At 70.8% G+C, this 21,661-nt stretch carries 23 protein-coding genes and 1 pseudogene; 15 read left to right on the forward strand and 9 right to left on the reverse strand.

The features are described from left to right. Positions 1–15 precede the first annotated feature (15 nt). Positions 16–702 carry a hypothetical protein gene (locus JUB13_RS25470; RefSeq protein ID WP_207484109.1) on the reverse strand — a complete coding sequence of 229 codons (687 nt, stop codon included), beginning with the start codon at positions 700–702 and terminating at the stop codon, positions 16–18. Between the two features lie 163 nt (positions 703–865). On the opposite strand from JUB13_RS25470, the pseudogene JUB13_RS32270 reads away from it, so the two are divergent. Beyond that, a pseudogene (locus tag JUB13_RS32270) lies at positions 866–1,039 on the forward strand (helix-turn-helix domain-containing protein); the annotation flags it as partial. Between the two features lie 59 nt (positions 1,040–1,098). After that, on the forward strand, positions 1,099–1,230 hold the full coding sequence (locus JUB13_RS31890; RefSeq protein WP_268914420.1) for a hypothetical protein: 132 nt from the start codon (positions 1,099–1,101) through the stop codon (positions 1,228–1,230). Positions 1,231–1,315: 85 nt separating this feature from the next. On the opposite strand, the gene JUB13_RS25480 is transcribed toward JUB13_RS31890, so the two are convergent. After that, complete coding sequence (locus tag JUB13_RS25480) at positions 1,316–2,551, reverse strand: GAF domain-containing protein (RefSeq protein ID WP_207484111.1); 1,236 nt, start codon at positions 2,549–2,551, stop codon at positions 1,316–1,318. A gap of 207 nt (positions 2,552–2,758) precedes the next feature. On the opposite strand from JUB13_RS25480, the gene JUB13_RS25485 reads away from it, so the two are divergent. Next, complete coding sequence (locus JUB13_RS25485; protein ID WP_207484113.1) at positions 2,759–3,112, forward strand: response regulator; 354 nt, start codon at positions 2,759–2,761, stop codon at positions 3,110–3,112. Between the two features lie 64 nt (positions 3,113–3,176). Here the strand turns inward: JUB13_RS25485 and JUB13_RS25490 are convergent, their stop codons facing one another. Continuing rightward, positions 3,177–4,280 carry a site-2 protease family protein gene (locus tag JUB13_RS25490; RefSeq protein WP_207484115.1) on the reverse strand — a complete coding sequence of 368 codons (1,104 nt, stop codon included), beginning with the start codon at positions 4,278–4,280 and terminating at the stop codon, positions 3,177–3,179. A gap of 312 nt (positions 4,281–4,592) precedes the next feature. Between JUB13_RS25490 and JUB13_RS25495 the strand changes: the two genes are divergently transcribed. The 4 genes from JUB13_RS25495 (at position 4,593) to bluB (ending at position 8,174) form a co-directional block, all read left to right on the forward strand. Then, complete coding sequence (locus JUB13_RS25495; protein ID WP_207484116.1) at positions 4,593–5,366, forward strand: ABC transporter ATP-binding protein; 774 nt, start codon at positions 4,593–4,595, stop codon at positions 5,364–5,366. Next, entirely contained in the window at positions 5,359–6,216 is an 858-nt protein-coding gene (locus JUB13_RS25500; RefSeq protein ID WP_328703017.1) for an ABC transporter permease, read from the forward strand. The genes JUB13_RS25495 and JUB13_RS25500 overlap by 8 nt, the downstream gene beginning before the upstream one ends. A gap of 103 nt (positions 6,217–6,319) precedes the next feature. After that, positions 6,320–7,384, forward strand: a complete 1,065-nt coding sequence (locus tag JUB13_RS25505) for an ABC transporter substrate-binding protein (RefSeq protein WP_207484117.1) — start codon at positions 6,320–6,322, stop codon at positions 7,382–7,384. A 70-nt stretch (positions 7,385–7,454) separates the two neighbouring features. Beyond that, the gene (bluB, locus tag JUB13_RS25510) at positions 7,455–8,174 is read left to right on the forward strand and encodes a 5,6-dimethylbenzimidazole synthase (protein WP_207484118.1); all 720 of its coding nucleotides are present in this window, start codon (positions 7,455–7,457) and stop codon (positions 8,172–8,174) included. 46 nt (positions 8,175–8,220) lie between these two features. Here the strand turns inward: bluB and JUB13_RS25515 are convergent, their stop codons facing one another. The 4 genes from JUB13_RS25515 to JUB13_RS25530 form a co-directional block, all read right to left on the reverse strand. Continuing rightward, a complete protein-coding gene (locus tag JUB13_RS25515) occupies positions 8,221–9,057 on the reverse strand; it encodes an IclR family transcriptional regulator domain-containing protein (protein ID WP_328703018.1) in 837 nt (278 codons plus the stop codon). 103 nt (positions 9,058–9,160) lie between these two features. Next, complete coding sequence (locus tag JUB13_RS25520; protein ID WP_207484119.1) at positions 9,161–10,141, reverse strand: NADPH:quinone reductase; 981 nt, start codon at positions 10,139–10,141, stop codon at positions 9,161–9,163. A 23-nt stretch (positions 10,142–10,164) separates the two neighbouring features. Next, the gene (locus tag JUB13_RS25525; RefSeq protein ID WP_236025221.1) at positions 10,165–10,731 is read right to left on the reverse strand and encodes a hypothetical protein; all 567 of its coding nucleotides are present in this window, start codon (positions 10,729–10,731) and stop codon (positions 10,165–10,167) included. A 54-nt stretch (positions 10,732–10,785) separates the two neighbouring features. Then, the gene (locus JUB13_RS25530; RefSeq protein WP_207484120.1) at positions 10,786–11,727 is read right to left on the reverse strand and encodes an LOG family protein; all 942 of its coding nucleotides are present in this window, start codon (positions 11,725–11,727) and stop codon (positions 10,786–10,788) included. A gap of 175 nt (positions 11,728–11,902) precedes the next feature. Between JUB13_RS25530 and JUB13_RS25535 the strand changes: the two genes are divergently transcribed. The 3 genes from JUB13_RS25535 to JUB13_RS25545 are packed head-to-tail and all read left to right on the forward strand — an operon-like array spanning position 11,903 to position 13,455. Further along, positions 11,903–12,307: a DUF2934 domain-containing protein gene (locus JUB13_RS25535; protein WP_207484121.1), complete on the forward strand. Its 405-nt coding sequence runs from the start codon at positions 11,903–11,905 to the stop codon at positions 12,305–12,307. 10 nt (positions 12,308–12,317) lie between these two features. Then, complete coding sequence (locus JUB13_RS25540) at positions 12,318–12,740, forward strand: secondary thiamine-phosphate synthase enzyme YjbQ (protein ID WP_207484122.1); 423 nt, start codon at positions 12,318–12,320, stop codon at positions 12,738–12,740. A 7-nt stretch (positions 12,741–12,747) separates the two neighbouring features. Next, positions 12,748–13,455, forward strand: a complete 708-nt coding sequence (locus JUB13_RS25545) for a hypothetical protein (protein ID WP_207484123.1) — start codon at positions 12,748–12,750, stop codon at positions 13,453–13,455. A gap of 47 nt (positions 13,456–13,502) precedes the next feature. Here JUB13_RS25545 and JUB13_RS25550 read toward each other — a convergent pair whose 3' ends face one another. Then, complete coding sequence (locus tag JUB13_RS25550; RefSeq protein ID WP_207484124.1) at positions 13,503–13,688, reverse strand: YdcH family protein; 186 nt, start codon at positions 13,686–13,688, stop codon at positions 13,503–13,505. A 455-nt stretch (positions 13,689–14,143) separates the two neighbouring features. Continuing rightward, positions 14,144–15,106, reverse strand: coding sequence for a zinc metalloprotease HtpX (gene htpX, locus JUB13_RS25555; protein ID WP_207484126.1), 963 nt, complete (start codon positions 15,104–15,106; stop codon positions 14,144–14,146). A 162-nt stretch (positions 15,107–15,268) separates the two neighbouring features. On the opposite strand from htpX, the gene cobU reads away from it, so the two are divergent. From cobU to JUB13_RS25580, 5 genes are read left to right on the forward strand one after another with little or no spacing between them, the layout of a single operon-like run. Beyond that, entirely contained in the window at positions 15,269–15,820 is a 552-nt protein-coding gene (cobU, locus tag JUB13_RS25560; protein ID WP_207484128.1) for a bifunctional adenosylcobinamide kinase/adenosylcobinamide-phosphate guanylyltransferase, read from the forward strand. Beyond that, positions 15,817–16,848, forward strand: a complete 1,032-nt coding sequence (gene cobW, locus JUB13_RS25565; protein WP_207484130.1) for a cobalamin biosynthesis protein CobW — start codon at positions 15,817–15,819, stop codon at positions 16,846–16,848. The genes cobU and cobW overlap by 4 nt, the downstream gene beginning before the upstream one ends. A gap of 1 nt (position 16,849) precedes the next feature. Further along, positions 16,850–20,584, forward strand: a complete 3,735-nt coding sequence (gene cobN / locus JUB13_RS25570) for a cobaltochelatase subunit CobN (protein WP_207484132.1) — start codon at positions 16,850–16,852, stop codon at positions 20,582–20,584. An 11-nt stretch (positions 20,585–20,595) separates the two neighbouring features. After that, positions 20,596–21,204 carry a cob(I)yrinic acid a,c-diamide adenosyltransferase gene (cobO, locus tag JUB13_RS25575; RefSeq protein ID WP_207484243.1) on the forward strand — a complete coding sequence of 203 codons (609 nt, stop codon included), beginning with the start codon at positions 20,596–20,598 and terminating at the stop codon, positions 21,202–21,204. A 24-nt stretch (positions 21,205–21,228) separates the two neighbouring features. Beyond that, entirely contained in the window at positions 21,229–21,654 is a 426-nt protein-coding gene (locus tag JUB13_RS25580) for a thioredoxin family protein (protein WP_207484134.1), read from the forward strand. Positions 21,655–21,661 lie beyond the last annotated feature (7 nt).

Below are 21,661 nucleotides of genomic sequence, written 5' to 3' on the forward strand. Positions count from 1 at the left end.
CGTGTTGGCCGGAGGCTACCAGACGTTCACCGCTCCGCCCGCGCAGCGGTAGCTGAAGCGGTCGGAGCCGGCCATGACCGTCCCTTCCTCCCCGTCGCCGTAGGGGCGCGCCTCGGCGAAGCGAACGGGCCGGTTTCCAAACCGCTCCGCAATGCCGCGGGCGACCGTCGCCTGGCATGCGCTGTCCGCCTCCGCCATCAGGACGGGCGCGGGCGCGGCCGGCGCGTCGTTCCATACGATGCCCTGCCCGGCGGTGCCACCGCCCGCCAGGCCCGTTCCAGTGCCCATTCCCAGGCTGGGGGTGAAGGCTGGCGGAGAGGAAGCATCCGATCCGCCAAGAAGAGATCCGAGGATTCCAAGCACCGCGACGCCGCCGACGACGGCCGCGACGGTGCCAAGATCGGCATCGTCTTCGTCGTCCTCGTCGTAACTGCTTCCCCAGCCGCCGCGGTAGCCCCGGTCGGCCGACCGCTTGAGCCCGTCGCCATGGCGCGAGCAGTCGAATTCGTCCGTGCCGGGCCTCGCCCGCCCGCCATTGGAGGTCTCGTAACGCGGGTCGTCGCACCTCCCGTTGTGCTGCCAGCGGAACTGGCGGGCTTCCGCATCGATGGGAAGGAGCCCGATGAGCATCGCGGCCAGCGCCGCGGACAGGGTGAGACGGGATGGTCTCGTGGATGCATCTCGGGAGGGGGCCTCGGTCATGGCGGCGATCCTGCCATGGGACGGCGTGCCCGCCTGTGTCCGGGCTCACAGCCTTTGGAGGTGGTTCCCCGGGCGGCTGCGCCGCGATGTCGGGTCGCTGTCGTGGTGGGACGGGTACGCCCGGAAGTAGAGTGGATCCGTCAGCGCCACGAGGATCTCGGCAATGCCCATTCGCGTCAATCACACCCGCCTGAGGTCGGAACGGCTCGGTCGAGGGTGGTCGCAGGACCAACTGGCTGAGGTCAGCGGCGTGTGCGTCCGGACCATCCAGCGGCTCGAGCGCGGCGGGGAGGCGGCACCCGCCTTGCTTATGGCCCTGGCGGCAGCCATGTCCCTGCCGCTGACGGTTTTGCCGCTCTGGACGGACCAGCCCGCCGTGTCACGCCGCTTACAATCATGCCGGACATCGATGAGGCCAAGAAGCGCTATGCCAGCCTCATCGAGATTGTCGTCACCCACGCCGGGTCGCTGGAAGCCTCGGTGGAATCGCACGGGCGGTCGGCGATCCTGGCCGAGACGGCCGCCTGACAAGCCACTGGTCCGCGCTCACTCCCTGGACGCTCCAAGAGGCGTCAATGCCGTGGCGGAGCCGCGCCCGGCTGGTTCTGCGCGGTCACCGGAAGCGGTTCGCCGGGATCGAGACGGTCGTGCTCCAGCCCGCAGTGCTCCAGTCCGGTCCGCAGTCCACCACGCTCGCGTCGATCTGGCTGGCCAGCGCTCGCACGAGCGTCATTCCGATGCCGCAGGCCGCTTTCGCCACGCCGGGCTCGCGGCGATCCTTCTCGGCGCGGATCGTATGTTTCCGGTCAGATCCCGCATCCCGTCCCCCATCGGCGACCACCAGATCGACCCGGTCCGCCTCGGGCCGGCGCTGGAGCGTCACGCGGATCCAGCCGCCGTGCACCGGTGCCGCGTGCTTGATGCTGTTCATCAGCAGCTCGTTGGCGATCAGGCCCAGCGGCACGGCGGTATCCAGGTCGCAGGCGAGGCGCTCGGCCTCGACGGCGATGCCGCCGAAGCCATGAAGATCGAGGGCGGAGAGCCCCTCCGCCAGCCGCCGGAGCTGCTCGGAAAGGTCGATCCGGTCGAGCTGGCCCGACGCGTAGAGCTGCTCGTGGATCCTGCCGAGGATCACGATCCGCTGCTCGATGGCCTCCATCCGGGCGGTCGCCTCCGTCAGGTGCCCGAGCCGCACACGCTCGAACTGCAGCATGGCCACCACCGACTGCATGTTGTTCTTCACGCGGTGATGGACCTCGCGCAGCAGCACGTCCTTCTCGGACAACGCAGCCTGGAGCTGCCGCCCCGTGCGCAGGTGATCCTCGATCTCGCGGCGCAGCGCGCGGAGGGCGTCGCGGCTTTCCAGGTGAAGCATCACCAGGCCGGCGAGATCCTGCAGGACGGCGCGGTCCGCCTCATCGAAGTCGTGGTGCGGTACCCGGTCGATGACGCAGACGGTGCCGAGCGCATGACCCTCAGGCGTGCGCAGCGGCGCGCCGGCGTAGAAGCGGATCCCGAGCTCTCCCGTGACGAGGGGATTCTTGGCGAAGCGGATGTCCCTGGCCGCGTCCTCCACCACCATGGGCTGCTCGCCCAGGATCGCGTGCGCGCAGAAGGCGACGTCCCGGCTTGTCCATTCCACGGGGATGCCGTGGCGGGACTTGAACCATTGCCGGTTCTCGTCCAGCAGCGTGACGAGGGAGATCGGCATTCCGAACAGACGCGAGGCCAGCGCGGTGATCCGGTCCAGCGTCTCCTCGGGCGGAGTGTCGAGGATTTCGTAGCGCCTGAGCGCCTCGAGGCGGGCGGTTTCGTCGAGCGGCATCGGTGCCTGATGGCGGGTGTCCATGGCCCGGCCTCGGATTGTTTATCTTAATCCGTTGGTGCCCTAACAAATACGCGGGTCCCCTGTCTCGGCAGCGGCAGGAGGCTAAGGCGGCATACGCCCATTTTCCTGCTGCGGAGGGGTGACGTGGGCTGCAACCTCGGATAAAAATGGCGTGTTTTAAGTATATGGCGTTGCCCTGCGGCACCGACCGAGGGATGAAGGCGGGGAATGCGCTTTCTGGTGATCGAGGATGACAAGCAGGTTTGCGAGCTGCTGTGTCAGATGGTTGAGGATCTCGGTCACGAGGTCTGCGGGGTGGCACATGCCGTCCGGCAGGCCCAGGCCCTGATCGAGACGACGCAGCCCGACGCCCTGGTGGTCGACGTCGATCTCGGCAAGGGCGGCAGCGGGGTCGACATCGCCGTGCAGGCCTATGTGCAGCGCGGGCTCCGGTCGCTGTTCGTCAGCGGCAACCTGGATGGCTGGGTCGTCCGCGAGGTCCAGGCGATCCGGCCCTACGGGCTGATCGCGAAGCCTTTCCCGCCGGAGGCGCTGGCGGAAACCCTCCGCCGCATCGCCTGACAGTCGCTTCGCCAGACGGCTGCTTCGCCGCCACGCCGGGCCCCGTCGCGGGCCGGGCCGCCGGTCATCCGGCGCTGCTCACGGGCGCAGGCGGCGACGGGCGGGCCGCATGCACCATCATCAGCTCGCCGATGTTCTCGGGCGTGATCAGTCCGATCAGACGCCCGGCCGCGTCGGTGACGCCGAGCGCGGGCGCGCCGGTCTGCTGCAGCAGGGCCAGCGCCTCGTCCAGCGTGCGCCTGTGCCCGATCTGCGGGATGTCGGCGCGCATGGCCTCCAGCACCGGGGTTTGGGCGCCCTGATCGCGCAGGGCGCGGATCATGTCCTCGCGCGTGAGAACGCCGCGCAGCCGCTCGGCCCCGTCCACCACCGGGAACTCGCGCTGGGTCGTGCGCAGCAGCGCCTGGACGGCGTCCTCGATCCGGCTGGACGGGGGCAGGCTCTCGAATCGGGTGACCATGGCATCGGCCGTGATCATACCGCGCGCGGCGTCGCGAAGCTGAACCGCATGGGACTCCGATGCCGCCCCGAGATAGACGAAAAGCGCGATGAACAGCAGGATCGGGTTTCCGAAGAGGCCCAGCAGCCCCAGGCCGAAGGCCAGCATCTGCCCGACATTCGCCGCAACGCGCGTGCCCCGCGCGTAGCCCATGCGCTGCGCCAGCAGCGCCCGCAGCACGCGCCCCCCGTCCATGGGGAAGGCCGGCAGCAGGTTAAAAACCGCCAGGAACAGGTTCGCCGTTGCCAGCCGCGCCAACAGGTCGACGCCGGGGTTCTGCACCTCGGCGCTACCGGCTGGGAGCGGCCCGTTCAGCAGCAGGAACAGGACGCCGGCGATCACGAAGTTGACGGCCGGCCCGGCGAGCGCCACGACCAGCTCCTGCCGGGGTTCCTCAGGGATCCGCTCCAGCCGCGCGACGCCACCGATCGGCAGCAGCGTCACGTCAGGCGTCTGCACGCCGTAGCGCCGCGCCGCGAAGACATGTCCGAATTCATGCAGGAGGACCGACATGAACAGGAGCGAGATGAAGACGACGCCCTCGACCGCGGCCGTCGCCCCGCCCTGTATGTAATGCATGGCGCCGATCCAGGCGAGCAGCAGCAGGAATGTCACGTGAATACGGATCTCCGTCCCTTTCACCGACCCGATCGGGATCGACCAGCCCATGTCCCGCTCCTCGCCGTTCTCGGACTGGAAACATCATAGCAGGCCGGATGGTGCAGGCGAGGCGCGCCGCGGCGGCCGAAAGGCCGAAACCGCCACTCGCCCCGGGGAATCCGATATCCTATGATGCAGGGGTATGCCTGCCGCGAAACGAAGTTCTTTGGATCTCCGCGTGACGCCCAATAAGGTTCCGGCCCGGTCGTTCCCGCCCGCAGGGGCTCAACCGGGAGGAGTTCCCATGCCCGGCCGTCCGCCGTCCACCCCGTCCGTCCCCTCTTCCGGAGCGTTTGCGCTCCGCCGGTCGGGAGCTCGGTGATGGAGCTGTTCGTCCGCGGGCTCAGCCACCGCTATGGCGACCTGCTGGTCCTCGATTCCATCGACCTGGACGTCCGCGAGGGCGAGATCCTGGTGGTGATCGGCCCGTCGGGCTGTGGCAAGTCGACGCTGCTGGGAATTCTCGGCGGGATCGTGCCCCATGGCGGCGAGGCCGTGCGCATCGCCGGCGAGCCGCCACCGGGGTGCCTCAACCCCGTCAGCTTCGTCTTCCAGGACTTCTCGCTGCTGCCCTGGCGCAGCGTCGAGGACAATGTCGGCCTGGTGCTCGAGCATCAGCGCATGCCGACCGGGGAGCGGCGCGAGCGCGTCGAGGACTGCCTGCGCCGCATGGGCCTCCTGGAGTTCCGCAAGGCGCTGCCGAAGCAGCTTTCGGGCGGAATGCGCCAGCGTGTCGGGATTGCCCGCGCGCTGGCGACGCGGCCCGCGATCTTGCTGCTCGACGAGCCGCTCTCGGCGCTCGACGCCCAGACCCGCGACCTGCTGATGGAGGATTTCCTCGATCTCTGGAAGCGGGACCGGACCACGGCGGTCTACGTGACGCACAATCTGAACGAGGCGCTGCGCCTCGCCGACCGGGTCGTGGTCCTGACCCGCCGGCCCGGGCGCATCCGCGACATCGTGAAGGTCGGCCTGCCCCGCGAGGACCGGGCGGGCGCCGCAGGCCAGGCTTTCCTGGCCGAGGTTCACGATCGGCTGTGGGAGCTCATCAAGGCCGAGGCGCGGATCGCCGACCGGGAGATCGTCGATGCCTGACACCACCGAAGCCCCGCGCCCCATGACCCGGCCGGCGCCCCAGCCCGCTGCCCAGGCTCCGGCGTCCGCCAGCCGGCCCGTGCGCTTCCGCGGCGGCGGCTTCGTGGCGGAGCCCCGGCGCTGGGCGGCCCTCCTTGCCTTCGTGATCGCCATCGCCGCCTGGGAGGCCAGCGGCCGCCTGCGCCTCGTCAGCCCGCTGTTCCTGCCGCCGCCCAGCGCGATCCTGCTGGCCCTCCAGGGACTGGTCGCCGACGGCTCGCTGGCCCGCAACCTCGCGGCCTCGCTGATGCGCATCGGCGTCGGCTGGACGCTCGGCACCGCCGCCGGCGTGCTGGTCGGCTTCGCCATGGGGATCTGGTCCATCGCCCGGGCCATCGGCCTGCCGGCGGTCTCGGCGCTGTTCCCGATCCCGAAGATCGCGCTGCTGCCGCTCTTCATCCTGTGGCTGGGGATCGGCGAGGCCTCGAAGTTCGCGACCATCGGCCTCGGCGTCTTCTTCCCCACGGTGATCGCGACCTACTCGGCGGTCGACGGCGTGCCGCGGAACCTGATCCGCATGGGACAGAGCTTCAACATGCCCTGGCTCGACGTGCTGAGGAAGGTGGTGCTGCCCGGCGCCATGCCGGGCATTCTCGCCGGGTTCCGCATCAGCGCGTCGATCGCGCTGATCCTCGTGGTCTCGGCCGAGATGATCGGCGCGGACTACGGGATCGGCGCCTTCGTGCTGAACGCGGGCAATCTGATGCTGACCGACCAGCTTCTGGCGGGCGTGCTCGTCCTGTCGCTGCTGGGCCTTGCGATCGGAACCGCGCTCTCCCTGCTGGAGAAGACCTTGCTGAAATGGCGCTGACGCGGTCGGCGCCCGATCGCGGGCCGCGGCCGTCCCGATGGGCGCGGCGGCGGCCCGTCCAACGAAGGCCGGAAATCCGGCATCCACCAGGGAGAACCACCCCATGAACCCGCGGACAAGACAGTTTTATGGCGCCCTTGGCGTCGGCCGCCGTGCCGTCCTGGCGCTGGCCCTTGGCCTGGGCGCGCTGTCGGCGCTGCCAGCGCCCGCCTCCGCCCAGGGCGAGAAGGTGACGGTGGCGGTGCTGCCGCTTTCGTCCTCGGCACCGATCTTCATCGCGCACAAGCGCGGCTACTTCTCGCAGGAGGGGCTCAACGCCGAGCTGCGGTCCTTCTCGGCTGCGCAGCAGGTGCCGGTCGCCGTGACCTCGGGCGACGCCGATTTCGGCATCACCGGCCTGACCGCGGGCTTCTACAATCTCGCGGCAAAGGGCACGGTGAAGATCGTCGCGGCCCAGAGCCGCGAGGAGCCGGGCTACCAGCTCTCGGCCTATCTCGCGACGAAGGCGGCCTACGATGCCGGCTTCACCACCCCCGCCCAGTTCAAGGGCAAGCGGGTCGCAACCACCACCGCTGGGTCGACCTTCCACTACATGTTTGGCCTGCTGGCCGAGAAGTACGGCTTCTCGACCAAGGACATCCAGATGGTGCCCCTGCAGGACGTGCCGAAGATGGTCGCGGCCTTCAAGGGCGGGCAGGTGGAAGGCATGATCGCACCGGTCACGGTGGCCCGCCAGCTCGAGGCGGAGGGATCGGCCAGGATCCTGGGCTGGGTCGGCGACGTGACACCCTGGCAGCTCGGCGCGCTGTTCACGAGCCCCGAGACGATCCGCACGCGGCGCGCGACAGTCGAGAAGTTCGTGCGGGCCTACCAGCGCGGCGCGGCCGACTACAACAACGCCTTCAACGTGAAGGACACGACCGGGCAGCCCGGCAAGGGGCCGGGCTACGACGAGCTGCTGGCTATCATCGCCGAGGCGACCAAGCAGAAGCCCGAGCTGGTCGCGGTCAGCCTGCCCTTCATCGACCCGCAGGGACGTCTGCTGGTCGACGATGTGGTGCGCCAGACCAAGTTCTGGCAGGCCGAGGGCCAGGTCGACAAGGCGCTGGACCCGCTCTCCACTGTCGACCTCAGCTTCGTGAACGGGCACCTTCTCACGCAGAAGTAGGGCTGACGCAGAAGCAGGACCGGCCCGCGGGGCGGCATGCCGCCCCGCGGCGCCCGGCAGGGAGGGGGCGATGGCGGCGGGGCCGGATCAGAACGGGCGCGGCGACACGGGTGCGTTCTCGGAAGCCGAGCGCGAGGCGGTCTACCGGTGCATCTTCACCCGCCGTGATGTGCGCGCGCAGTTCCGGCCGGACCCTGTGCCGGATGCCGTTCTGGCGCGCATCCTCAGGGCGGCGCATCACGCGCCCTCCGTCGGCTTCATGCAGCCCTGGGACTTCATCCTCGTGCGCGACCCATCAGTCCGCGCCAAGGTGCACGACGCCTTCTCCAAGGCCAATGCCGAGGCCGCGCTGATGTTCGAGGACGAGCGCCAGCGCGCCTACCGGGACCTGAAGCTCGCGGGAATCCTGGATGCCCCGCTGGGGATCTGCGTGACCTGCGACCGGAGCCGCACCGGGTCCGTGGTGCTCGGGCGCACGCACCAGCCGGAAATGGATCTCTACAGCGCCGTCTGCGCGGTCCAGAACCTGTGGCTGGCGGCGCGGGCCGAGGATGTCGGCGTCGGCTGGGTCAGTATCCTGCGGCCCGACGACCTGCGCGCCGCGCTCGGCATTCCCGCGGGGATCCAGCCCATCGCCTATCTCTGCGTCGGCTACGTCTCGCACTTCCTGGAGCGGCCCGAGCTGGAGGCGAAGGGCTGGCTGCCGCGCATGCCGCTGGCCGAGGTCGTCTCCTTCGACCAATGGCAGTCGCGGCCCGAGGCGGACCCGCTGCTCGACCTGCTGCGCTGATTTCCGTCTCCGGAGGCGCGGATCGGCAGCCGGCTTCACGCCAGTCTCACAGGCGCAGCAGCGGCCTGATCTCCTCGGCGGCATCGCGCAGCACCGGCAGATAGCGCTCCAGCATCTCGTCGATGCCGACGCGGCCCGCCTGGGTGCTGACATTGATGGCAGCGCTCACCGCGCCCGAGGCGTTGCGCAGCGGCACCGCGATGGAGCGTAGGCCGACCTCCAGCTCCTGGTCGACAAGGGCGTAGCCCCGCGAGCGCGTGGCCTCGATCTCGGCGCGCAGGGCGTCTCTGTCGGTGATCGTCCTCTCGGTGTGGCGCGGCAGCTCGACGCGGCGGACGAAGGCGTCGAGCTCTGCCGCGGGCAGCGCCGCGAGCAGGACCCGGCCCATGGAGGTCACCGCGGCGGGCAGCCGGCTGCCGACGTTCAGCGCCACGGACATGATCCGTTTGGTGGCCGAGCGCGCGATGTACACGACGTCGTCTTCGGCCAGGATCCCGGCCGAGGAGGATTCCTGCAGCAGCGTGCTCACCCGCTCCAGGGCAGGGTGCACGGTGGTCGCGAGCGGTGCCGAGGACAGGTAGGAATAGCCCAGCGAAAGGATCTGCGGCGTCAGATGGAAGGCCCGGCCGTCCGTTCCCACGTAGCCCAGCCGCTGCAGCGTCAGCAGGCAGCGCCGCGCTGCGGCCCGGGGCAGGCCGGTGATGCGCGCCACGTCCGAGATGCTGAGACTCTGCTCGCGGTCCGAAAAGGCGCGGATCACCGAGAGGCCGCGCGCCAGCGACGTCATGAAGTTGGGATCTTCCGGCAGGTGCGGATTCGCGTCCTCGGCCGGCTGCCGCGCCCCGTCCCCAGCGCCCCCGAACGACGACTCCGTCCCGCTCACCGCTGCCCAGGCCTCCGTGCCATCCGTCCCTAGGGCCCGCCTGTGTGGGCGGTAATCGGACACTACCTCCGGGAGGATGCATGCCGCAAGGGGCGCCCGGGTCTCAGGTCAGGTCGATCACGACGTTCCCCAGGACGCTGCCTGCCTCCACCGCCTCGTGGGCGTCGACGATCCCGTCCAGCGGGAAGCGGGCCCCCACCGTGTGCGCCAGGGATCCGGCCTCCAGCATCGCGTTCAGGCTCGCCAGCGCCGTGCGCCGGTCCTCGGGGGTCAGGTCGTAGACCAGGAAGAAGCGCAGGTCGATGCTGCGGAACAGCAGGTCGCGGAAGGGCACCGTCACGTCGCCGGGAACGTTGGAGCCGTAGCAGACGAGCCGCCCGTGGGATGCCAGAACCCCATCCGGCAACAGCCTCGCCGTGCTCGACAGGTCCATGTCGACGATCCCATCGACGCCGCGCCCCTGCGTCAGCTCCTTCACCCGGCCCGCCACGTCCTCGGTCTTGTAGGCGATCGTCGCCTCGGCGCCGGCCGCGCGGGCATGCTCGGCCTTGGTTGGGGACCCGACGGTGCCGAGGACCCGGGCCCCCGCCTGCGCGGCAATCTGCGTGACGTAGTGCCCGACCGCCGAGGAGGCGCCGGTCACCAGGATCGTGCGGCCGGCGACGGGACCCAGCAGCCGCACGGCCTGCACCGCCGTCAGCGCGGGAATGCCCATGCAGGCCCCCGCCTCGAAGCTGACGCGCTCGGGCAGCCGCACCGCCTGGTCGGCGGGCAGGACGATGTACTCGGCAGCGGTCCCGAAGGGGCGCTGCCACTGGCCGTTCCAGATCCAGACGCGCTCGCCGATCCGGCCTGCGGGGACGCCGGGCCCGACGGCCTCGACGATGCCGGCGCCGTCGCTGTGCGGGACGACGCGGGGGCCCGCGAGGGGGCGGCCCATCCGGCCCTTCACGTCCGACGGGTTGACGCCCGAGGCATGCAGGCGGACCCGGACCTCGCCGGCGGCGGGTTCGGGCGTGGGAAGCTCGCCGACCTCAAGGACGTCCCGCGCGGGACCGTTGCGGGTATACGATGCGGCGCGCATCCTCCGGTCCTCCGCGGGTGGGATCAGTCGAACTCGGTCAGCGGGGGCGGGCTCGTCTCCAGCAGCCGGTCGATCATCTGAAGGATCTCCTCAATCCGGGTGCGGGTCGCATCCAGGATCTCCGACGTCTTGTCGTCGATCCCCGCCTCCATCAGCATCATGTCGAAATAGCCGAGCACCTCCGAGAAGTTGGCGTGCTCGGACTTCAGGACGTCGAAGGCGCCGAAGGATTTCGTCAGGGTGATGGGTGGATCCGAGATGAAGGCGTGGCTGATGTCGGTGAAGATGGACAGCGCCTTCAGCTTGGCCCGCAGCACCCACTGCGTGAAGTTCGGGGGCAGCAGCTTGGGGACGCGGGCGCCGCGCTCCTGGATTGTGTCCACGAGGCCCTGTATGTCCAGATAGGCGGCTCGCGCCTCCTTGTAGGCGGGAAAGGTCTCGATCCGGACCGCGTGGAACCGCTTCTCCAGCGTCGCGATGTCGCGGGACAGCTTCCGCGACATGTCCATCACGATCTCGGCGTCCTTGTTGGCCACGCGGGTCGCGTGGTCGCCGAGCGCGTTGATCTCCGCCTTGCTTCGGCCGTCCATGCCGCGGCTCCCATCGTTCCGGACTGCCAAGGGTCGTGGTCCCCGGCTGCCGGGTCAAGCTCCGTCTTGCGTCCCGCCCCGGGCCCAGCTGTTCGGGCTCGGCCGGTCCCGGTAGAAGTCGAGCACCGCGTTCAGCCCGTCCTCGGCGGTCTCCACGAAGTGGATGATGCCGAGGTCCGCGGCGGCGATCACGCCCTCCTCGACCAGCGCCTCGAAGTTGACGACGCGCCGCCACCAGGCCTCGCCGAACAGCAGCACCGGCATCGGTTCGATCTTGCGGGTCTGGATCAGGGTCAGCGCCTCGAACAGCTCGTCCAGCGTGCCGAAGCCGCCGGGGAAGCAGGCCAGCGCCTCGGCGCGGATCAGGAAGTGCATCTTCCGGGCCGCGAAGTAGTGGAAATTGAAGGACAGCTTCGGGGTGACATAGACGTTGGGCGCCTGCTCGTGGGGCAGGACGATGCCCAGCCCGATGCTCTCGGCCCCGGCATCCCCAGCGCCGCGGTTCGCGGCCTCCATGATCCCCGGACCGCCGCCGGTCACCACGACGTAGCGCCGCGCTTCCGGCCGCTGGCCGTGCAGGGAGACGAGGCGGGCGAACTCGCGCGCGACCTCGTAGTAGCGACTGTTTGCGGCGATGCGGTGCGCCCGCGCCAGCGCGGCGGCCGCGGCGGGGTCGCCGGGCGCCTGCGCCGCGGCCTTCTCGGCGAGGGCGAGGCGCTGCGCGGCGGTGGCGGGGTCGGGGATGCGCGCGCTGCCGAAGACCACGATCGTGGAGACGATGTTCTCCTCCTGGAGCAGCAGCTCGGCCTTCAGCAGCTCCAGGTGCAGGCGGGTCGGACGCAACTCGCGCCGGAGCAGGAAATCAGGGTCCGCGAAGGCCAGCCGGTAGCTCGGCGAGAGAGTCTGCGGCGTGCTGGCCTGCTGCGCGGCGGCCTCGTGGCTCTCCTTGTCCTCGGCGGCGGTCGGGAAGCGCGTGTGATGCTCGGGGGACGCCATGACTCGTCTCGTGCTTTTGCCAAGGGACCGTATCATGCAGTAGGTTTTGCACACGACCGAAGTTCCCGTCCGACAAGGAGGGCCGCGTCGCCGGAATATTTGCCTCGAATCCCCTGCGGCGCGGAACAGGGCGCGTCCGGTTCCGTTGAACACAGGGCTAACCCGTGAGGATGGCATGACAAGCGTGCTCGACGAGCGGATCAGACAGCGTGCCTACGATATCTGGATGAGCGAAGGCTGCCCCGAAGGCCGGCACGAGGAGCATTGGCATCGTGCCGCGGCCGAGCTGCGGGCCGAGACCGCAGTCGGCGGCGAGGCACCGGCGCCGGCCAAGGCCCGCACGCGCGGCAAGGCCGCCGCGGGTGCCGCGCCGCGCCGCGGGGCGCGCAAGGTCGAGCCGGCCGCTGGCGACGCCCCGACCGAGATCCCCGCCGGGACTGAGGCCAAGCCGCGGGCGCGCAAGGCCGCCGCGGGGACCGCGTCCGCCGCGAAGACCGCCAAGGCGCCAGCCGCCACGTCCGGAGCCAAGGGGCGCCAGGGCCGGACGGGCGCCAAATCCAGGAGCCCGGCGCTCGGCTGAGGCCGGTCCGATGCTGCGCCAGGCGCAGGGGGAGCTCTCCTTCCGGACCAGGGGAAGGGGGCTTCTCGCCATCACGCGCGAGGTTTCCGGCTGGCTGGACGGGCAGGGGATCGGAACCGGTCTCCTGACCCTGTTCTGCCGCCACACCTCGGCCTCGCTGCTGATCCAGGAGAACGCGGACCCCGACGTCCGGTCCGACCTGGAGCGCTTCCTGGACTGGATGGTGCCCGACGACCCGGCGCTCTACGAGCATCGGGCCGAGGGGCCGGACGACATGCCGGCCCATATCAGGACCGCGCTGACGGCCACCAGTCTCTCGATCCCGGTCGCCGGCGGGCATATGGTGCTGGGGACCTGGCAGGGCATCTATCTCTTCGAGCACCGCACGCGCCCTCACGAGCGCGAGGTGACGCTCCACCTCATGGGCGCCTGAGGCGGCCTTGGACGAGCCCTGGGGCTCCGTTCCCGCCTGGCGGATCAAGACGCTGCGCCTTGCCCTGCTCGACGCCGAGCAGCGCGGGGCAGATCCCGAGGACGCCGGAGACGATCTCGGACACCGTGCCCTGCGGCGGCGCTTTCTGCGCGGCCGCGGCGCGCTCCGCGCGATTGCGCGCAATTTTGGTCTGTTCCGCTCGCTGGTGCGGCGCAGCGCCTATGGCTCGCCCAACGACAGGGCCTGGATCGAGACCTTCCTTGCCCATTACGTCGGCTACGGGCGGCTGACGGAGCGGCAGGCCCAGGTCCTGCAGCACGTCGCGCGGCGCTGGGGCGTCAAGGAGCCGGTGCGGGACACCTTCGTCGAATGGGCACCCAGGATCGTGAAGGTGGAGGCGCCGCCGCGGCGCCCCCGGCTCAAGGCATCGGTGCTGGCACGCCGGCTGGCGGCTTATCGGACCGCCACGGCCCGAGGAGCGGATGCGAGCCTGCTCGAATTGCTGGAGGCGGGGCTCGAGGCGCGCGGTGCGCGCAGGCGCTCGGCATCCAGGCTGCTGCTGGCGGCGCTGCGGGAGGCCCTGTCGCGCGAAAGCGGCGAGGAGGACGAAGATTCAGAGCAGGGGGACACAGACGACCGGGACACTGAAGACGACAGCCCGGAGGACGGCGGAGAGGACCGGGGTCTGCGCTCCGGGCGGGGCGAAAAGCACTGAAGGGAGGGGGCCGGGGATGGGCCGGGGCGGCCCATCCCCGGCGATGCTCATTCGGCGGCGATGTGCGGCCGCACGGACAGACCGTCGATCTGCTCCTTGACGTACAGCTTCTCGAGCTTCAAGCGCTTGATCTCCTGGTCGTTCGGCCAGGGTCGCTGCTCCTCCTCCCGAATTATCCGGTCAAGGGCCGCGTGCTTGTCTCGGAGCGAGGCAAGGCGAGTTTCGACGGGCATCGAATCCTCCATGGTTGCGACCGGATCCCCGGAAGCGATCCGGTCCGACGAAACAGTATCCACCCGTCGTAAGTTGATGGCAACGACATTCCTGTTCAAAACTCAGCGCATTGCCGGAAATTTCTTTCCGACTTCTGCAAATCTCAAGTAAATGTTTATGGTAATCCTGACTTCTGCACAAATCATCGCACCGAAGATCTCGATCCCGCGTGGGCGAAATCGAACAAGTTCCCGCCCCAAGTGTGGTTACCACCGGGGTGCGTGATCCCTGGTGCCGGGAGTAAAGACCGCCCGCGCTGGGCAGGCGGGGTAGGCGGGCCGGTCTATGCTACCAAAGGCATCTGCGCCGCGCCCTTCAACTCGCCGGCACGGCACAGGCATCCGCGGCTTGATCGGAACTACTGCGGCCGAATTGCAGGTCAATTCCAGGGTGAGCCACAGGGTAAGCCCCCAGGTCAGCCCCATGGCCCTCGGCCCGGCGCCGTCCCCCACGGGCTGCCGGCCGGGCGCGAGAAGCCGCCGCTGCGTGCGGCGGGCTGCCCAGGGACGGCGGCCGGTGGCCAGGTCTGCGGCGCCATGGCGAGAAGCCGCGCCACGCGCTCGTCGGTCGGCGGGTGGGACGAAAGGAGGGCGCGGAAGCTGCCGCCGTGCAGTGGGTTGATGATGAACATGTGCGCCGTGGCCGGGTGCCGCTCGGCCGCGGGCTCGTAAATCCGCTGCACGCCGGCCTGGATCCGCTGCAGTGCGCTCGCCAGCCAGTCGGGCCTTCCGCTGATCTCGGCGCCGATGCGGTCGGCCTCGAACTCGCGGGCGCGGCTGATCGCCATCTGTACGATCATCGCCATGAAGGGGGCGACGATCGCCGCCAGCACCATGCCGACCGCGCCCAGCGGGCTGCCCCCTTCCTGGTCGCGGTGCGTGCCGCCGAAGAACAGCCCGAAATTCGCCAGCATGGACAGCGCGCCGGCGAGCGTCGCCGCCACGGTCATGACCAGCGTGTCGCGGTTCCGGATGTGCGCGAGCTCGTGCGCGATGACGCCGGCGACCTCCTCCGGGCTCAGCATCTGGAGCAGGCCGGTGTTCACGGCCACCGCGGCGTGATCGGGGTCGCGGCCGGTCGCGAAGGCGTTGGGCTGGTCACTGTGGATCAGGTAGACGGCCGGCATGGGCAGGCCCGCGCGGTCCGCCAGCGTCGCGACCATCCGGTAAAGGTCGGGTGCGCTGTGGGCATCGACCGGCTGCGCGCCGTACATGCCCAGGACGACCCTGTCCGAGTTCCAGTAGGCGAAGGCGTTGGTGCCGATCGCGAAGAGAAGGGCGATCAGCATGCCCTGCCGCCCGCCGATCAGGAAGCCCACGCCCAGGAACAGGGCTGTCAGTCCGGCGAGGAGGATGGCCGTGCGGAAATACCCGGTCATTGCCGTTCCTGCGTTGTTCGTTCCACACCATGATGTGATGTCGGCCCGCCCCCTTCATCAAGACCCCGGGCCCGGACCGGTCCCGGAGCGGGCGCCGCCGGCCGCGCAGTGGACCGCGGGACGTTGACACCGCCATCCGCCGGCACCGATAGTGCGCCCGCCATGCCGATCCCCCAGCGTTTTCCCCCTGGCGTTCCTCCGGGCGCCAGCCTCGTCCTGGGCGGCGCCCGCTCCGGGAAGAGCCGCTTTGCCGAAACGCTCGTCGCGTCGGGCCCGGAGCCGGTCTATCTCGCGACGGGCCGTGCCTGGGATGCCGAGATGGAGGCCCGGATCGCCGAGCATCGCGGTCGGCGCGGCCCGCGCTGGACGACCGTCGAGGAGCCGCTGGACCTCGCCGGCGCGCTCGCGCGCCTGGCTGCCCCCGGCCGGGCGGTGCTGGTGGACTGCCTGACCCTCTGGATCACCAACCTGATGGTGGAGGGGCGCGCCGTGCCCGCCGCCTGCGACGAGCTGGTCGCGGCGGTGCCTGCGCTGCGCGGTCCCGTCGTCTTCGTGTCCAACGAGGTCGGCCTCGGCATCGTGCCCGAGAACGCCATGGCGCGGGAGTTCCGCGACCATGCCGGCCGTCTGCACCAGGAGCTGGCCGCGCGGTGCGGCCATGTCTGGCTGGTGGCCGCCGGCCTTCCCCTGACCCTCAAGGAGACGCCTTCGTGACCCGCAAGATCCCCGCAACCGTGGTGACCGGCTTCCTCGGAGCGGGCAAGACCTCGCTGGTCCGCCACCTCGTCGCGAACGCCCGGGGCCGGCGTCTGGCGCTGGTGATCAACGAGTTCGGCGACCTCGGCGTCGACCGCGAGCTGCTGGCCGGCTGCGGCGACGAGGCCTGCCGCGAGGAGGACATCGTCGAGCTGACCAACGGCTGCCTGTGCTGCACCGTGGCCGACGACTTCCTGCCCACCATCGAGGCGCTGCTCGCCCGCGTGCCCGCGCCCGACCATATTGTGATCGAGACCTCGGGCCTCGCGCTTCCAAAGCCTCTCGTGAAGGCCTTCGCCTGGCCCGAGATCCGCAGCCGCGTGACCGTCGATGGCGTGGTCGCGGTCGTCGACGCCGAGGCGGTGGCCGACGGGCGCTTCGCCCCCGACCCGGCCGCCGTGCAGGCTCAGCGCGAGGCCGATCCCAGCCTCGACCACGAGGACCCGCTGGAGGAGGTCTTCGAGGACCAGCTCCTCTGCGCCGACATGGTCGTGCTGAACAAGGCCGATCGCGTCGACGCGGCGACCCTCGACCGCGTGGCGCTGGAGATCTCGGCCCATCTGCGCCCGGCGGTAAAGGTGGTGACCAGCAGCCAAGGCCGCGTCGACCCGCTGGTGCTGCTGGGGCTGGGCGCCGAGGCGGAGACGGATCTCGCCAGCCGCCCGTCGCATCACGATGCCGAGGACGGCGAGCACGATCACGACGACTTCGAGAGCTTCGTGGTGGAGCTGGGGCCCGTCGCCGATCCCGCCGATGTCGAGGCGCGCATCCGGGATCTCGCGGGACGGCACGACATCCTCCGGGTCAAGGGCTTCGTCGACGTCGTGGGCAAGCCCATGCGCCACGTCGTGCAGGCGGTGGGCGAGCGCGTGCAGCGCCACTTCGACCGGCCCTGGGCTTCTCCAGAGGAGCGGCGCAGCCGCCTCGTCGTGATCGGGCTGAAGGGGCTGGACCGCGCCGCCATCGAGGCCGGGCTCCGGGGCTGAGATGCATCTGCTGGCCGCCCAGGCGGGCGCGGTCCCCGAGGGCGAGGCTGTCGATCTCGGCCAGGATCCGGCCGAGATCGTGTTCCTGTCGGCGGCGGATACGGAGCTTGCCTGCCTTGCCGAGGCCATGGACCGCCTCGGACCCGGGGTGCCCACGCTGCGCCTCGCCTCGCTGCTGCAGCTCGGCCACAACCTGTCCGTCGACCTTTATGTGGAACGGGTGGTCGAGCAGGCGCGGCTGGTGATCCTGCGCGTGCTCGGCGGGGCCGGGTACTGGCCCTACGGGCTAGAGCAGGTGGCGGCCGCATGCCGGCGCCGGGGCATCGCGCTTGCCGTGCTGCCGGGCGACGACCAGCCGGATCCCGAGCTGTTCCGCCATGCGACCCTGCCGGCCGAGGCCGTGCACCGGCTGTGGCAGTACTGCGTGCATGGCGGCGTCGGCAATGCGGTCGAGCTGCTGCGCTATGCCGCCTTCCTGCTGGGCGGCGCGCCGGAATGTCGCGAGCCAGCGCCGCTGCTGCGCGCAGGAGCCTACTGGCCGGGTGAGGACTCTCCGACGCTCGACGCTCTGCGCGCGCGCTGGACGGAGGGTCGGCCCCGGGCGGCCATCGTCTTCTACCGGGCGCTCGTCCAGGCGGGGAACACGGCAGCGGTCGACGCGCTGGTGCGTGCGCTCGACGCCGAGGGCATCGATGCGCTGCCGGTCTTCACCACAAGCCTTAAGGAGCCCCTGGCGGCCGGGATCGTGGCCGAGCTGCTGGCCGGCGCCGGCGTCGAGGTGGTGCTGAATGCCACGGCCTTCGCCGTCGGCCAGCCCGGTGCCGCGCGCAGCGCGACGCCCTTCGACGAGGCCGACTGCCCGGTGCTGCAGGTGGTCTTCTCGGGCGGGGACGAGGCGGCCTGGCAGCGCGGCAATGCGGGGCTGTCGTCCCGCGACATCTCCATGAACGTGGCCCTGCCGGAAGTCGACGGTCGCATCCTGTCGCGCGCCGTCAGCTTCAAGGCCGGCACCGAGCTCCACGCCCCGACGCAGAGCCGCATCCTGCGCTACCGCCCGGTGCCCGACCGGGTGCGCTTCGTCGCGCAGCTTGCCGCGAGCTGGGCGCGGCTGCGCCGCGCGCCGCCCGGGGAGCGGCGAGTCGCCCTGGTGCTGGCGAATTATCCGACCCGCGACGGGCGCCTCGCCAACGGCGTCGGGCTGGACACGCCGGCCGGCGTGGTGGAGGCGCTGCGCGCCATGGCCGGGGCGGGCTATGCGGTCGCGGGCCTACCGGCGGATTCGGCCGCGCTGATCGATGCGCTGTCGGCCGGGGTCACCAACGACCTGTCGGCGCTGGACCGGCGGCTCGTGCGCGAGACGTTCCCGCTGGAGGCCTACCGCGGGGTCCTGGACGGGCTGCCGGAGACCGCGCGGGCGGCCATGATGGAGCGCTGGGGCGACCCCGCAGCGGATCCCTTCTGCCGTGACGGCGCGTTCCGCCTGCCGGCGCTGCGTCTCGGCAACGTGGTCGTCGCGATCCAGCCCGCCCGCGGCTACGACCGCGACCCCGCGCGCAGCTATCACGATCCCGACCTGGTGCCGCCGCATGCCTATCTCGCCTTCTATACCTGGCTGCGCGAGGGCTTCGGGGCGCATGCGGTCGTGCATTTCGGCAAGCACGGGAACCTGGAATGGCTGCCTGGCAAGGCGCTGGCGCTGTCGGAGAGCTGCTTCCCCGAGCTGGCGCTGGGCCCGCTGCCCCACCTCTACCCCTTCATCGTCAACGACCCCGGCGAGGGCAGTCAAGCCAAGCGGCGCGCCCAGGCGGTCGTGATCGACCACCTGACGCCCCCGCTGACCCGGGCCGAGAGCTATGGGCCGCTGCGCGAGCTCGAGGCGCTGGTTGACGAGTACTACGAGGCGGCCTCGGTCGACCCGCGGCGCCTGATCCCGCTGCGCGAGCGCATCCTGGAGCTCTCGTCCGCGACGGGGCTCGACCGCGACTGCGGCATCGTCCGCGGCGAGGAGGCGGGCTCGGCCCTGGCAAAGCTCGACAACCACCTGTGCGAGCTCAAGGAGCTTCAGATCCGGGACGGGCTGCACGTCTTCGGCCAGGCACCCGCGGGGGCGCTGCTGGACGACCTGCTGGTCGCCATCGCGCGCCTGCCCCGGGGCCGGGGCGAGGGGGGCGACGCCTCGCTCCACAGGGCCATCGCGGCGGACCTGGATCTCGGCTTCGATCCCCTGGACGCGGTCATGGCCGAGCCCTGGGCGGGCCCGCGCCCCGCTGTCCTCTCGGGCCCCGGGGCCTGGCGCAGCGCGGGCGACACCGTCGAGCGGATCGAACTTCTGGCGCGCGACCTCGTCGCGGGCGCACGGGCGGCCGAGCCGGGCTGGACGCGGACGCGGCAGGTTCTCGATTGGATCGAGGAGGCGCTGCGCCCGGCCGTCCGCGCCTGCGGGGATGCCGAGATCGACGGGCTGCTGCGCGGGCTCGCCGGCCGCTTCGTGCTACCGGGGCCTTCGGGCGCCCCGACGCGTGGCCGACCCGAGGTGCTGCCGACGGGGCGCAACTTCTATTCCGTCGACATCCGCGCCGTGCCGACGCCCACCGCTTGGCATCTCGGCTGGAAATCCGCCGCCCGCGTCGTCGAGCGCTACGTGCAGGAGCACGGCGATTGGCCGCGGCGGCTGGCGCTCTCGGCCTGGGGCACCGCCAACATGCGTACGGGGGGCGACGACATCGCCCAGGCGCTGGCCCTGATGGGCGTGCGCCCGACCTGGGACACGGGCACCGGCCGGGTCACGGGGTTCGAGATCCTGCCGGCCTCGGTCCTGGACCGGCCGCGGGTCGACGTGACGCTGCGCATCTCGGGCTTCTTCCGCGACGCCTTCCCGGCACAGGTCGAGCTGCTGGACGCCGCGGCACGGGCCGTGGCCGCCCTGGACGAGCCGGACGGGACCAACCCGCTGGCCGCCGCCTGGCGCGCGGACGCGGAACGGCTGGAGGCATCCGGCATAGAGCCGGCCGAGGCCACGCGGCGCGCGGGTTTCCGAATCTTCGGATCGAAGCCCGGCGCCTATGGCGCGGGGCTGCAGGCCCTGATCGACGAGCGCGGCTGGCAGACCGAGCGGGACTTGGCCGAGGCCTACCTGGCCTGGGGCGCCTATGCCTATGGGGCCGGCGCCGAGGGCCGGTCCGAGCGCGAGCTGTTCGAGCGGCGCCTCGGCGCGGTCGAGCTGGTGCTGCACAACCAGGACAACCGCGAGCACGACCTGCTGGACAGCGACGACTACTACCAGTTCGAGGGCGGGCTGGCGGCGGCGGTGCGCACCCTGTCGGGCACCCAGCCCGCCATCTTCCACACGGACCATTCGCGCCCCGAGAGCCCGCGCGTGCGCACGCTTCAGGAGGAGATCGCGCGCGTCGTCCGCGCCCGCGTCGTGAATCCCAAGTGGATCCGCGGCGTGATGCGCCACGGCTACAAGGGCGCCTTCGAGATGGCGGCGACGGTCGACTATCTCTTCGCCTTCGCGGCGACGGCGCGCTGCGTGGGCGACCACCATTTCGACGCCGTGTACGATGCCTATCTCGGCGACGAGGCGGTGCGGGGCTGGATCGGAGAGGTCAACCCGGCCGCCCTGCGCGAGATGGCGGAAAGGCTGCGCGAGGCGCTGGACCGCGGCCTGTGGCGGCCGCGCTCGAACCGCGCGCATCAGGAACTGGAACGGCTGGCCAGGGGGGAGACGGCGTGAAGACCGAAGGCATGACAGAGGACGAGATCAACGCCCGACACGCCGAGAAGATGGCGAAGAAGAAGGCGGCGCGCGACCGGATGCTGGCCACCAAGACCATCGAGAAGGGCCTGCTGATCGTCCATACCGGCAAGGGCAAGGGGAAGTCCACGGCCGCCTTCGGCATGGTGATGCGCGCCATCGGCCACGGCATGCGGGTCGGCATCGTGCAGTTCGTGAAGGGCAAGTGGGAGACCGGCGAGCGCGCGGTGCTCGAGCGCTTCGCCGACCAGGTGACGATCCGCACCATGGGCGAGGGCTTCACCTGGGAGACCCAGGACCGCGCCCGCGACATCGCCGCCGCCCGCGCCGCCTGGGAGGAGGCCAGGGCGCTGATCGCCGATCCCGCGCACCGCATGGTGATGCTGGACGAGCTGAACATCGTCCTGCGCTACGACTACCTGCCATTGGACGAGGTGCTGCAGACGCTGCGCGACAGGCCCGCTGGCAAGCACGTGATCGTCACCGGCCGCAACGCCAAGGACGAGCTGATCGAGATCGCGGACCTCGTTACGGAGATGGAGATGGTCAAGCATCCCTTCCGGGACGGCGTGAAGGCCCAGGCCGGCATCGAGTTCTGACCGGGCCCCGTTGCGGAGTGCATCATGGCGGACAGCGCCGTTCCCGACTTCTTCGAGCGCTTTCCCATGCGGCGCGTCGACAGCGCAGGGCTGGACGGTACGTTGGCTGAGCCCATCGACGGGCCAGGGGCGGATCAGGGAAGGGCCGGGCCGGGCGCCGAGCCCCTGTCGATCCTGTTCCTGTGGGGACGGAACTGCCCCAACTGCGACATCGCAAAGCGGGCGATCCTGGCCGCGGCGGACCGGTTCCGCTGGCCCGGGGTCCGCTGGCTGCACGACAACGTCTACGAGGATTTCGACATGGCCACGCGCTTCGGCCTGCACGGGATCCCAGCCTTCCTGCTGTTCCGCGGCAGGAAGCCGCTGGGCCGGATCGTGAGCTGGCCCGGCGCCGACGAGTTCGCTGGCGCGGTCGAGCGGCAGATCGCGGCCGCCGGAGGGGCGCCGTGACCCGCGC

The organism is Arenibaculum pallidiluteum (assembly GCF_017355985.1).
Lineage (GTDB): Bacteria > Pseudomonadota > Alphaproteobacteria > Azospirillales > Azospirillaceae > Arenibaculum > Arenibaculum pallidiluteum.

Excerpts from the sequence above, each read along its gene's own strand:
- JUB13_RS25470 (WP_207484109.1), bottom strand. The coding sequence starts at position 702 with ATGACCGAGGCCCCCTCCCGAGATGCATCCACGAGACCATCCCGTCTC.
- JUB13_RS31890 (WP_268914420.1), top strand. The coding sequence starts at position 1,099 with ATGCCGGACATCGATGAGGCCAAGAAGCGCTATGCCAGCCTCATCGAG.
- JUB13_RS25480 (WP_207484111.1), bottom strand. The coding sequence starts at position 2,551 with ATGGACACCCGCCATCAGGCACCGATGCCGCTCGACGAAACCGCCCGC.
- JUB13_RS25485 (WP_207484113.1), top strand. The coding sequence starts at position 2,759 with ATGCGCTTTCTGGTGATCGAGGATGACAAGCAGGTTTGCGAGCTGCTG.
- JUB13_RS25490 (WP_207484115.1), bottom strand. The coding sequence starts at position 4,280 with ATGGGCTGGTCGATCCCGATCGGGTCGGTGAAAGGGACGGAGATCCGT.
- JUB13_RS25495 (WP_207484116.1), top strand. The coding sequence starts at position 4,593 with ATGGAGCTGTTCGTCCGCGGGCTCAGCCACCGCTATGGCGACCTGCTG.
- JUB13_RS25500 (WP_328703017.1), top strand. The coding sequence starts at position 5,359 with ATGCCTGACACCACCGAAGCCCCGCGCCCCATGACCCGGCCGGCGCCC.
- JUB13_RS25505 (WP_207484117.1), top strand. The coding sequence starts at position 6,320 with ATGAACCCGCGGACAAGACAGTTTTATGGCGCCCTTGGCGTCGGCCGC.
- bluB (WP_207484118.1), top strand. The coding sequence starts at position 7,455 with ATGGCGGCGGGGCCGGATCAGAACGGGCGCGGCGACACGGGTGCGTTC.
- JUB13_RS25520 (WP_207484119.1), bottom strand. The coding sequence starts at position 10,141 with ATGCGCGCCGCATCGTATACCCGCAACGGTCCCGCGCGGGACGTCCTT.
- JUB13_RS25525 (WP_236025221.1), bottom strand. The coding sequence starts at position 10,731 with ATGGACGGCCGAAGCAAGGCGGAGATCAACGCGCTCGGCGACCACGCG.
- JUB13_RS25530 (WP_207484120.1), bottom strand. The coding sequence starts at position 11,727 with ATGGCGTCCCCCGAGCATCACACGCGCTTCCCGACCGCCGCCGAGGAC.
- JUB13_RS25535 (WP_207484121.1), top strand. The coding sequence starts at position 11,903 with ATGACAAGCGTGCTCGACGAGCGGATCAGACAGCGTGCCTACGATATC.
- JUB13_RS25540 (WP_207484122.1), top strand. The coding sequence starts at position 12,318 with ATGCTGCGCCAGGCGCAGGGGGAGCTCTCCTTCCGGACCAGGGGAAGG.
- JUB13_RS25550 (WP_207484124.1), bottom strand. The coding sequence starts at position 13,688 with ATGCCCGTCGAAACTCGCCTTGCCTCGCTCCGAGACAAGCACGCGGCC.
- htpX (WP_207484126.1), bottom strand. The coding sequence starts at position 15,106 with ATGACCGGGTATTTCCGCACGGCCATCCTCCTCGCCGGACTGACAGCC.
- cobU (WP_207484128.1), top strand. The coding sequence starts at position 15,269 with ATGCCGATCCCCCAGCGTTTTCCCCCTGGCGTTCCTCCGGGCGCCAGC.
- cobN (WP_207484132.1), top strand. The coding sequence starts at position 16,850 with ATGCATCTGCTGGCCGCCCAGGCGGGCGCGGTCCCCGAGGGCGAGGCT.
- cobO (WP_207484243.1), top strand. The coding sequence starts at position 20,596 with ATGACAGAGGACGAGATCAACGCCCGACACGCCGAGAAGATGGCGAAG.
- JUB13_RS25580 (WP_207484134.1), top strand. The coding sequence starts at position 21,229 with ATGGCGGACAGCGCCGTTCCCGACTTCTTCGAGCGCTTTCCCATGCGG.